This window comes from Stutzerimonas chloritidismutans AW-1 (assembly GCF_000495915.1).
GTDB classification, from domain to species: Bacteria; Pseudomonadota; Gammaproteobacteria; order Pseudomonadales; family Pseudomonadaceae; genus Stutzerimonas; species Stutzerimonas chloritidismutans.
The window spans coordinates 1-9,932 of record NZ_AOFQ01000071.1; the positions used below are offsets into that span (position 1 = coordinate 1).

A 9,932-nucleotide genomic window follows, 5' to 3' on the forward strand; every position below is an offset into this window, starting at 1 on the left:
TACAGGGGCGTCGCCAAGCGGTAAGGCACCAGGTTTTGATCCTGGCATGCGTTGGTTCGAATCCAGCCGCCCCTGCCATACACTTGAAGCTGTTCAGAAGCTCGCCTTTTGAACAGCTTTTTATTCATCGGACCCACCCTCAGGCAGGTACTGCGCGTGTCCAAGATGATGGTCTTCACGGGGAACGCCAACCCCGACCTGGCCCGGCGTGTCGTACGTCAGCTGCATATCCCCCTCGGTGATGCCTACGTCGGAAAGTTCTCCGACGGCGAAATCAGTGTCGAGATCAACGAGAACGTTCGCGGTAAGGACGTATTTCTGATCCAGCCGACCTGCGCTCCGACCAACGACAACCTGATGGAACTGGTGGTACTGGCCGACGCCTTCCGCCGCTCCTCGGCGTCGCGCATCACCGCAGTGATCCCCTACTTCGGTTATGCCCGCCAGGATCGTCGCCCGCGCTCTGCCCGTGTACCGATCAGCGCCAAGGTCGTGGCCGACATGCTCGACGTCGTTGGCGTCAACCGTGTGCTGACCGTTGACCTGCACGCCGACCAGATCCAGGGCTTCTTCGACATGCCGGTGGACAACATCTACGGCTCGCCGGTCCTGGTCGACGACATCCAGGCTCAGCGCTTCGAGAACCTGATGATCGTCTCCCCGGACATCGGTGGTGTAGTCCGCGCCCGTGCGGTGGCCAAATCCCTCGGCGTCGACCTGGCGATCATCGACAAGCGTCGGCCGAAAGCCAACCAGTCCGAAGTGATGCACATCATCGGTGATATCGAAGGCCGTACCTGCATCCTCGTCGATGACATGGTCGATACCGCCGGCACCCTGTGCCATGCAGCCAAGGCGCTGAAGGATCATGGCGCCGCCAAGGTCTACGCCTACTGCACACACCCGATCTTGTCCGGCCGCGCCATCGAGAACATCGAAGGCTCCGTGCTTGACGAGCTGGTGGTGACCAACACCATCCCGCTGTCGGCTGCCGCACAGTCCTGCACCCGAATTCGCCAACTGGACATCGCGCCAGTGGTGGCTGAAGCGGTTCGCCGCATCAGCAATGCCGAATCGATCAGCGCGATGTTCCGCTAAGCGAAAAGCTTCGCGAATCGCACTGAACGTAATGTGCCCCGCCTCGTGCGGGGCTTTTTGCCCAACAGCCCGAGCGCTGGTCGCAAGCGCGACAGGTAATGTTGCTACTGGAGAATCACCATGAACGATTTCACTCTGAATGCCCAAGTGCGTTCCGACCTGGGGAAAGGTGCGAGCCGCCGCCTGCGTCGTAACGCCGCCCTGGTTCCGGCCGTCATCTACGGTGGCGACAAAGCCCCGCAGTCCATCAGCATCCTGGCCAAGGACTTCGCCAAGCTGCTGGAAAACGAAGCCTCCTTCAGCCACGTGCTGAACCTGAACGTCGACGGCCAGAACGAATCCGTTCTGATCAAGGCACTGCAGCGCCATCCGGCCAAGAGCTTTGTCCTGCACGCTGACTTCGTTCGCGTCGTTGCCGGCCACAAGCTGACCGCAACCGTTCCCCTGCACTTCATCAACCAGGAAACCTCCGTGGGCGTGAAGCAGCAAGGCGGCGAAATCCTGCACAACCTGAACGAAGTCGAAGTTTCCTGCCTGCCGCAAGACCTGCCGGAATTCATCGAAGTCGACATGATCAACGTCGAAGTTGGCCAGGTTCTGCACATGACCGACATCAAGCTGCCGAAAGGCGTTGAGCTGGTCGCCCTGGCCCACGGCAGCGACCTGCCGGTAGCCAACGTTCACGCTCCGCGCGTGAGCAAGGAAGACGCTCCGAAAGAAGAAGACGCTGCCGAGTAATTCACTCGCATAGTCGAAGAAGAGGCCCCCGTCGTGACTGCCGTAAAACTGATCGTCGGCCTGGGAAACCCAGGCCCTGAATACGACCAGACCCGGCACAACGCGGGGGCTCTTTTCGTTGAGCGTCTGGCTGCCCGTGAAGGCGTCTCGCTCAGCAACGATCGCAAGTACTTTGGCCTGGTCGGCAAGTTCAGCCATCAGGGTGAAGACATCCGCCTGCTTATCCCCACTACCTACATGAACCGCAGCGGTCAGGCGGTGGCGGCATTGGCCGGCTTTTTCCGAATTCCCCCCGAGTCCATCCTGGTCGCCCATGATGAGCTCGATATGCCCCCGGGCGTCGCCAAACTCAAGCAGGGTGGCGGTCATGGCGGGCACAACGGGCTGCGTGACATCATCGCCAAGCTCGGCAATCAGAACGGCTTTCATCGCCTGCGCCTGGGTATCGGCCATCCTGGCCACGCCAGCCTGGTCAGTGGCTACGTACTGGGCCGCGCACCGCAGACCGAGCGCGAAAAGCTCGACGCCAGCATCGACTTTGCGCTGGATGTCGTGCCAGAAATCCTGGCCGGCGACTGGACCCGCGCGATGCAGCGCCTGCACAGCCAGAAGGCCTGAACCTAACTCCGAGGCAAGATCACCATGGGATTCAACTGCGGCATCGTCGGTCTGCCCAACGTCGGCAAGTCCACCCTGTTCAACGCCCTGACCAAATCCGGCATCGCGGCTGAGAACTTTCCCTTCTGCACCATCGAGCCGAACAGCGGCATCGTGCCGATGCCCGATCCGCGCCTCGACGCGCTGGCGGCGATCGTCAAGCCGGAGCGGGTGATCCCGACCACCATGGAGTTCGTCGACATCGCCGGCCTGGTCGCGGGCGCTTCGAAGGGCGAAGGCCTGGGCAACAAATTCCTCGCCAACATCCGCGAAACCGACGCCATCGCCCATGTGGTCCGCTGCTTCGAAGACGAGAACGTCATCCACGTCGCCAACAGCGTGGACCCCAAGCGTGACATCGAGATCATCGACCTCGAACTGATCATGGCCGACCTCGACAGCTGCGAGAAGCAGCTGCAGCGCGTCGCCCGTACCGCCAAGGGCGGCGACAAGGAAGCGGTCGCACAGAAGGGGCTGCTGGAGAAGCTGATCCCGCACCTCACCGAAGGCAAGCCGGCACGCAGCCTGCTGAAGAGCTTCAGTGACGAAGAAAAGCGCCTGGCCAAGACCTTCCACCTGCTGACCACCAAGCCGGTGATGTACATCGCCAACGTCGCCGAGGATGGTTTCGAGAACAACCCGCTCCTGGACGTGGTCAACGCCATCGCCGAGGAAGAAGGCGCCATCGTCGTGCCGGTGTGCAACAAGATCGAGGCCGAGATCGCCGAGCTGGACGATCTGGAAGAGATGCAGATGTTCCTCGAAACCATGGGTATGGAAGAACCAGGTCTGAACCGTGTGATCCGCGCCGGTTACGAGCTGCTCAACCTGCAGACCTACTTCACCGCCGGGGTGAAGGAAGTCCGCGCCTGGACCGTCAGAATCGGTGCGACCGCTCCGCAGGCGGCCGCGGTGATCCACACCGATTTTGAGAAAGGCTTCATCCGCGCTGAAGTCATCGCCTATGACGACTTCATCCAGTACAAAGGCGAAGCCGGCGCCAAGGAAGCCGGCAAGTGGCGCCTGGAAGGCAAGGAATACATCGTCAAGGACGGTGACGTCATGCACTTCCGCTTTAACGTCTGAGTAGCCAAGCCGTTTTCCTGATGTTTCATGAAACACCAGGATGCCATGAAAATCCTAATAAAACCGCGCAGTTGCGCGGTTTTATTGTTTCATGATGCTGCTTCGCGTTTCCCGAGCAGCCAAAGCATGGCTGAGTACGACAGTGAGTACGGATCTTGGGGGACGTGCGGATAAATGAGTATAGTAACGCTGTCGCCATGACAAGGAGTCAGCCACCATGCTTACCGACACGCACTGCCGCAACGCCAAGCCCAAGGAGAAGCTCTACCGCTTGAATGACCAGCGCGGGCTTTACCTCGAAGTCAAGCCCAACGGAGTCAAGGCTTGGCGATACCGCTTCACACTGGATGGCAAGGCCAGCATGTTTGCGCTTGGCGAATACCCTGCCGTTACGCTCTCTGAAGCCAGGGAACGCAGCGAGGCCGCACGCAAACTGGTCAAGCAAGGCATCAATCCCGCCCAGCAAAGGCAGCTCGACCGCATCCGGCAAGCCAGCGAAGCTAAGAACACCTTCGAGATCGTAGCCAAGGAGTGGCTGCAGACAAAGGACTGGGAAGATGTCACCAAGAACCGGCGTCTGGATATGCTGGAGCGCGTGGTATTCCCCAGTATCGGCAGCATGCCGGTTCGCGAAATAACGCCAACCCATGTCCTGGACATCCTGCAGAAAACAGCAAAGCGTGGCGCCCCCACGGTCGCCGCCGAGGCGCGGCGCACCATGTCCGCCGTATTCGAGTTCGCCGTCGCCACCCTGCGAGCGGACAGCGACCCGGTTTGGCCGGTACGCAAGGCGCTACCAGCAAACAAGACCCAGCACAAACCGGCGCTGAGTAAAGAGCAGATCGGCAAACTGCTGAGCGACTTCGCAAACCACCGCTGCAGCTTTCAGGTAAGTCATTGCATGCAACTGATGTGGTGGACCCTGGCGCGACCGACCGAAGTGGCCGAGGCGGCCTGGGATGAGTTTGACCTTGAGAAGGCTGTTTGGCGTATCCCGGCGCAGCGCATGAAAGCACGCAAGGAGCACGTCGTGCCTCTGCCACGACAGGCAGTGGAGATGCTCAAAGGACTGCATGCCATTACCGGCAACCGCAAGCACTTGTTTCCTGGCCGGGATGATCGCAACGCCCCTATGTCCGCCGCATCGCTTCGCCAGGCACTCAAGGTTTTGGGGTGGAGTGGCGCCTATAGCCCACACGCCACGCGGACCAGCGGCAGTACCCGTCTTAACGAGTTGGGCTACCGTCCCGATGCCATCGAGGCGCAGCTTGCCCATGCCGACCAGAACAATGTGCGTCGTACCTACAACCACGCCACCTATTTCGATGAGCGTCGCGCCATGATGCAGGAATGGGCGGACAGATTGGACGAATGGAAAGAGCAAGCACAGGCATGACCACAAAGATCATGGCTCCAGATATTCCCAACTCCGATGCCGTCGCCGAGCTGCGCACCAGAGCAGAGGCAACCTGCGACCGATATGGCGTTCAGCGCCGCGAGCAATGTGTAAATGCTTTTCTGCGGCTGGCAGAAAGTTTTCGTTGGCGTACGATGCCGCCCCCTGAAATTGAAGAAGGCACACTTGAGCAACTAAAAAGACTCCGAGAGGCGGCGTCCCGGTTAAGCAAGGCGCTTCGAAGCCTGGACGAAGAGTCGGCAGCGCTATTACCCGAATTTCTGAGGAAGAACCTGCCTACCCATAAGCTGTTCTGCGAGTCGCTACACTCCGTGAGCAGGCAACTATCAGCCTCCGGAGCAAGCAGAGAACATGAGGCCAAGGAGCTGATCGCGAAGCAATTTATCGTTACCTGCCAGCAATTCAGAATTCCGATCAAGTGGAGCAAGGAGTTCGAGTACCACTCGGTGAACAGCACGAACGAGCCATCCGCCTATCTCCTCGGCGCCATCTATGCTGCAGGCGGCATGAAGGCCGATGCTGAAACCACGCCTGCTCATCGCGCCAATCACTATCTGGGGCGTTTCAGCAAAGGATTTACCGTCGCTATCGATGGAGTTGTAGTCCGGGTGCTGCTGAAGAAAACAGTGATAGAGCCCAATCTTTACATGTCCCAGATAATTAAAGCCGTCTCCGAGGGACGTGAACCAACCCTGCCCACAAGCAGCATCCTTACGGCATCTTGCCAAGGATACGAGCTTGGATTGTCTCGGCCATTTTGTGAAACATTCGACTGGCACAGCTGAGGCCACTGCTCGACACCGGTTTGCATGCTGGGTGATTTCAGGCCCGAGAATAGGGAGTGCAGGTGACAACCGTGCTCCCTGACTTCATAACCAGATCTTTTGCATGATCCCTTCGTGTTTCAACACGTTAAGAGGAATAGCATGCAAATCATCAAGACGCAGGATGTCTGCACGAAGATCTCGGTCAGCCGGACAACCCTCTGGCGACTTTGCCAGACTGAAGATTTTCCGAAGCCAGTTCGGCTAGGCCCTGGCGGCCGTTCGATTGGCTTTTTTGCCCACGAGATCGACGCGTGGCTTGAGACCCAGGCGGCGGAGCGTGAGCACGCCGGTTGTCTGGCTCGCCAGAGGGCGAAGTCATGAGCCGCATCCGCATTGATGACTCTGCGGAATATTGGTGGTCTCTGCCTTGCAGCCTGCTGCGCGATTCGCGGCTGAGCTATGAAGCGCGAGGCGTGGCTTGCCACTTACTCTCGCTAGGCCGTAACTGGCAGTTGCGCGCTGTCGCACTGCCGCGCGTGCTGCACGATCAGTCACGAGCGAAAGGCCATCTCGGCAGAGACCTTTGCCGCCGCATACTGCGCGAACTGGAAGATGCCGGCTACCTGGCGCGGAGGAAGTTCCAGGACGAGGAAGGGCTTTGGCGATGGGAGTCCGTGTTGACACCCGTTTCGCAAAAGGTGCCACAAACATCCATGGCCGGCTTGGCCGGCGACGGAGAAACCGTGGACGGCACATCCGTCGCCGGTCAGGGCGGTGATATAGGTGTAGGTGAATACAAGGAAGAAGTAGTAGTTAAAAATATAAAACCACTACTACAGACCGGGGCTGTGGATAACTCTCCGAAAACGGGAGAGGCTTCCGCGCCCTTGGACTTGTCGCACCCTTCCCTTCTGCCCTACCTGCGCGTCATCGCCGACGTAACCCGCCGCTTCGGCCCCTCGCTCTCAGCACAACAGATACAGCTTGTCGCCGACGAGCTGGCTGGCGTCCTGTCGGCAGCCGGTAGTGGCAAGCACGCGGGCATCCGCTCCGTGCGCTCATGGCTATTGGCCGTGATGAATAGCGCTGTCGCGGGAGACTTCATTCCTGAGTTCGCGCCGAATATCGCTCGCTGGCGAAAGAACCGACAGGAGTCCCTTGCTGCCGCTCAATCGCGTGAGCCCATGCCGTTGTCAGAAAGCGAGCGCCAAATACGCGCAAAGGCCATCGCCGACTTGAAAGCGATGTTTCAGGGCCGGAAGCCATGATCGACGCGGATGAGATGGTTGCGCTGATCGAATCGTGCCGACGCGAGATGCAAGCCATGCTCCCGGCCGATGAGTTTGCCAGCTTGAGCAGCAAGACCAGACAAGACTATCGCCAGCTCGGCCGAACGCTGTTGCAGCGTGCCCGCTACGCCGAAGGTGGGGTGGCCGAAGTCATGACGGCCACCCAGCGTCCGACAACCTTCTACAAACGCGTCGCAGCGCTTCGCTACTGCCTGTACGCCGATCTTGTCGGGCAGCTGAAAAGCCTGCGTTCCGCGCTCTCTGCTCGACCTATGGACAGGTTGCAAGTCATGGCCATCCAAGCCCAATTGCAACAACAGCGTGCATTTCTGCGCGAGTTCGATATAGCCCGGCAAAGCGGCCCAACCGATGAGCGCCGCAAGCGTGCCAGCAAGCGGCAAGCCTTGCGCGGCCTCCCCGGCGACTGGCGCGAGCAACTGTATCAGCGCGCTGCGAAAGGCAAGTATGCCGATGCGATTCTGGTCGCCGCGCTGACCGGCTGCCGCCCGGAAGAGCTCCGGCAAGGCGTGCACATTCGCCGGGTGAACAATCCGCGCAGCGGCATGGGCGAGATTAGATTCGAGATCGATGGCGCCAAGGTCAAGGCGCATCAAGGCCAGCCGCACCGCTTGATCGCCTATGGAGCACACGATCCTCATCCATTGCTGGAGGCTCTGCGCATCCGTCTAGCGGGGCGGCGGGAATTGCTCGTTTGCATTGACAGCCCAGTCAACTTCACCGTCGAAGCCCGTCGGCTGGCACACAGCCTCTGGCCGAAGCACAAGCACGCTATCACGGCTTACTGCCTGCGCCACCAATGGGCGGCCGACCTGAAACGGCACGCGGCTGCGGACTCAGTCAGCCAGGGGCTGGGACATGCCAGCGCCAAGACACGGCGACACTACGGGCAAGCCAATCAGGCCAGCAGCCGGCATGCCCTGCAACCCATCGCCATCGAGGCGGAGCGCCCTGTAAAGCCGACTACCGCTAAGGGGCCGCGTCATCGAGCCGCCTCAAGCACGGAATACACGCCCTGACGAGAATCGTGGCGAGGTGGGGCAAAATGCAGTACATTTGCGTGACATCACTGACGAGACGCTTCCATGTCACGCCTGAAGGACGAAACCCTATCCATCCGCACCTCCGCTGAGATCAAGCAGCTTTTGCGCTTGGCGGCTGAGCGCGAGCGCCGCTCGGTGGCTTCGATGATCGAAATCCTGGTGCTGGAGTACGCCCGCGCGCACGATCTGCACGCCGATGGCCTCGCGAAAACGCCAGTCAAGAGCACGCCATCCAAATGACGCAAGCAGCTTCGACAATCACACTCAGCCAGCTTGAAAGCCACCTCTGGGAATCCGCCAACATCCTGCGCGGCCCTGTGGATGCGGCTGACTTCAAGACCTACATCTTCCCGCTGCTGTTCTTCAAGCGAATCTGCGATGTCTGGGACGAGGAGTACCAGGAGATTGTTGATGAGACCGGCGACGAGCAACTGGCCTGGTTTCCGGAGTCGCACCGCTTCCAGATCCCGGAAGACTGCCACTGGAACGACGTTCGCACCAAGGCCAGCAATGTCGGTACGGCCCTGCAGCGCGCGATGCGCGAGATTGAGAAGGCCAACCCCGACACCCTTTACGGCGTGTTCGGCGATGCACAGTGGTCGAACAAGGATCGGCTGTCTGATGCCTTGCTCAAGGACCTGATCGAGCACTTCTCCAAGCTGCCGTTTGGCAACAAGAACGTCAACTCGGATCTGCTTGGCGACGCCTACGAATACCTGATCAAGAAGTTCGCCGACGCCACCAACAAGAAGGCCGGCGAGTTCTACACCCCGCGCAGCGTCGTGCGGCTGATGATCGACATGCTCGATCCCAAAGAAGCCGAGACCATCTACGACCCGGCCTGCGGTACAGGCGGCATGTTGCTGGCCGCCGTGCAGCACGTGAAGGAGCAGCATGGCGACGTGAAGCGCCTGTGGGGCAAACTGTACGGACAAGAGAAGAACCTCACTACCTCATCCATCGCGCGGATGAACTTGTTCCTCCACGGCATCGAGGACTTCCAGGTGGTGCGCGGCGACACCCTGCGTAACCCGGCCTTCTTCGAGATCGACCGACTGGCCACCTTCGACTGCGTGATCGCCAACCCCCCGTTCTCGCTGGAAAAGTGGGGCGAAGACCTGTGGCTGAACGACCCCTTCGGCCGCAACTTTGCCGGCTTGCCGCCCTCATCCAGCGGTGACTTCGCCTGGGTGCAACACATGGTCAAGTCGATGGCCGACGTCAGCGGCCGGATGGCCGTGGTGCTGCCCCAGGGCGCCCTGTTCCGCAAAGGTGTGGAAGGCAGCATCCGTCAGAAGCTGCTGGAGATGGATCTGGTCGAGGCGGTGATCGGCTTGGCGCCCAACCTGTTCTACGGCACCGGCCTCGCCGCGTGCATCTTGGTCTTGCGCAAGCGCAAGCCGGCCAAGCACAAGAAGAAGGTGCTGATCGCCGATGCGTCACGCCTGTTCCGCCGGGGTCGTGCTCAAAACTATCTGGAGCCCGAGCACGCCACCGAAATCCTCGGCTGGTATCGCGGCTTTGCCGATGTGCAGGACGCAGTCCGCGTGGTCAGCCTCGACGAGATCAAGGCCGAAGACTGGACGCTGAACATTTCGCGCTATGTCCTGCCGCCATTGCAAGAAGATATCCCACCGCTGTCCGATGCGATTGCGGCATTCAAGGACGCGCTCACCCGCTGCCGTGAAGCCGAAGAACGACTTGCGCAGGTCATGACTGAAGGGGGATGGCTGCAATGAGCTCGGACCGCCCATTCAAAGACAACAAGATCTTTACTGAAGAAATGGCGAATGCTGCGCGCGCTCGACTGAAGGAAAAG

General features: G+C 60.1%; 11 protein-coding genes and 1 tRNA gene. All 12 read left to right on the top strand.

Features of this window, described 5'->3' with window-relative positions; genetic code table 11:
* Positions 1-3 precede the first annotated feature (3 nt).
* Positions 4-78: transfer RNA gene (locus F753_RS46755), tRNA-Gln, on the top strand.
* A 78-nt stretch (positions 79-156) separates the two neighbouring features.
* Positions 157-1,098, top strand: a complete 942-nt coding sequence (locus tag F753_RS46760) for a ribose-phosphate pyrophosphokinase (RefSeq protein ID WP_003294564.1) — start codon at positions 157-159, stop codon at positions 1,096-1,098.
* Positions 1,099-1,218: 120 nt separating this feature from the next.
* Entirely contained in the window at positions 1,219-1,836 is a 618-nt protein-coding gene (locus F753_RS46765; RefSeq protein WP_023446968.1) for a 50S ribosomal protein L25/general stress protein Ctc, read from the top strand.
* A gap of 33 nt (positions 1,837-1,869) precedes the next feature.
* On the top strand, positions 1,870-2,454 hold the full coding sequence (gene pth, locus F753_RS46770) for an aminoacyl-tRNA hydrolase (protein WP_014819341.1): 585 nt from the start codon (positions 1,870-1,872) through the stop codon (positions 2,452-2,454).
* 24 nt (positions 2,455-2,478) lie between these two features.
* A complete protein-coding gene (gene ychF / locus F753_RS46775) occupies positions 2,479-3,579 on the top strand; it encodes a redox-regulated ATPase YchF (protein WP_023446969.1) in 1,101 nt (366 codons plus the stop codon).
* Between the two features lie 217 nt (positions 3,580-3,796).
* The gene (locus tag F753_RS46780; RefSeq protein WP_023446970.1) at positions 3,797-4,975 is read left to right on the top strand and encodes a tyrosine-type recombinase/integrase; all 1,179 of its coding nucleotides are present in this window, start codon (positions 3,797-3,799) and stop codon (positions 4,973-4,975) included.
* The gene (locus tag F753_RS46785) at positions 4,972-5,781 is read left to right on the top strand and encodes a hypothetical protein (RefSeq protein ID WP_023446971.1); all 810 of its coding nucleotides are present in this window, start codon (positions 4,972-4,974) and stop codon (positions 5,779-5,781) included. Before F753_RS46780 ends, F753_RS46785 begins: the two co-directional genes overlap by 4 nt.
* Positions 5,782-5,922: 141 nt before the next feature.
* On the top strand, positions 5,923-6,144 hold the full coding sequence (locus tag F753_RS46790) for a helix-turn-helix transcriptional regulator (protein ID WP_023446972.1): 222 nt from the start codon (positions 5,923-5,925) through the stop codon (positions 6,142-6,144).
* Entirely contained in the window at positions 6,141-7,031 is an 891-nt protein-coding gene (locus F753_RS46795; protein ID WP_023446973.1) for a hypothetical protein, read from the top strand. Before F753_RS46790 ends, F753_RS46795 begins: the two co-directional genes overlap by 4 nt.
* A 14-nt stretch (positions 7,032-7,045) precedes the next feature.
* Positions 7,046-8,089, top strand: coding sequence for a site-specific integrase (locus F753_RS46800; RefSeq protein WP_209320158.1), 1,044 nt, complete (start codon positions 7,046-7,048; stop codon positions 8,087-8,089).
* Between the two features lie 66 nt (positions 8,090-8,155).
* Complete coding sequence (locus F753_RS46805) at positions 8,156-8,353, top strand: hypothetical protein (protein WP_011806707.1); 198 nt, start codon at positions 8,156-8,158, stop codon at positions 8,351-8,353.
* Positions 8,350-9,852, top strand: coding sequence for a type I restriction-modification system subunit M (locus tag F753_RS46810; RefSeq protein WP_023446975.1), 1,503 nt, complete (start codon positions 8,350-8,352; stop codon positions 9,850-9,852). Before F753_RS46805 ends, F753_RS46810 begins: the two co-directional genes overlap by 4 nt.
* Positions 9,853-9,932 lie beyond the last annotated feature (80 nt).

Coding starts and splice junctions, on each gene's coding strand:
- F753_RS46810 (WP_023446975.1), top strand. CDS start 8,350: ATGACGCAAGCAGCTTCGACAATCACACTCAGCCAGCTTGAAAGCCAC.
- F753_RS46800 (WP_209320158.1), top strand. CDS start 7,046: ATGGTTGCGCTGATCGAATCGTGCCGACGCGAGATGCAAGCCATGCTC.
- F753_RS46765 (WP_023446968.1), top strand. CDS start 1,219: ATGAACGATTTCACTCTGAATGCCCAAGTGCGTTCCGACCTGGGGAAA.
- ychF (WP_023446969.1), top strand. CDS start 2,479: ATGGGATTCAACTGCGGCATCGTCGGTCTGCCCAACGTCGGCAAGTCC.
- F753_RS46805 (WP_011806707.1), top strand. CDS start 8,156: ATGTCACGCCTGAAGGACGAAACCCTATCCATCCGCACCTCCGCTGAG.
- F753_RS46780 (WP_023446970.1), top strand. CDS start 3,797: ATGCTTACCGACACGCACTGCCGCAACGCCAAGCCCAAGGAGAAGCTC.
- F753_RS46785 (WP_023446971.1), top strand. CDS start 4,972: ATGACCACAAAGATCATGGCTCCAGATATTCCCAACTCCGATGCCGTC.
- F753_RS46795 (WP_023446973.1), top strand. CDS start 6,141: ATGAGCCGCATCCGCATTGATGACTCTGCGGAATATTGGTGGTCTCTG.
- F753_RS46790 (WP_023446972.1), top strand. CDS start 5,923: ATGCAAATCATCAAGACGCAGGATGTCTGCACGAAGATCTCGGTCAGC.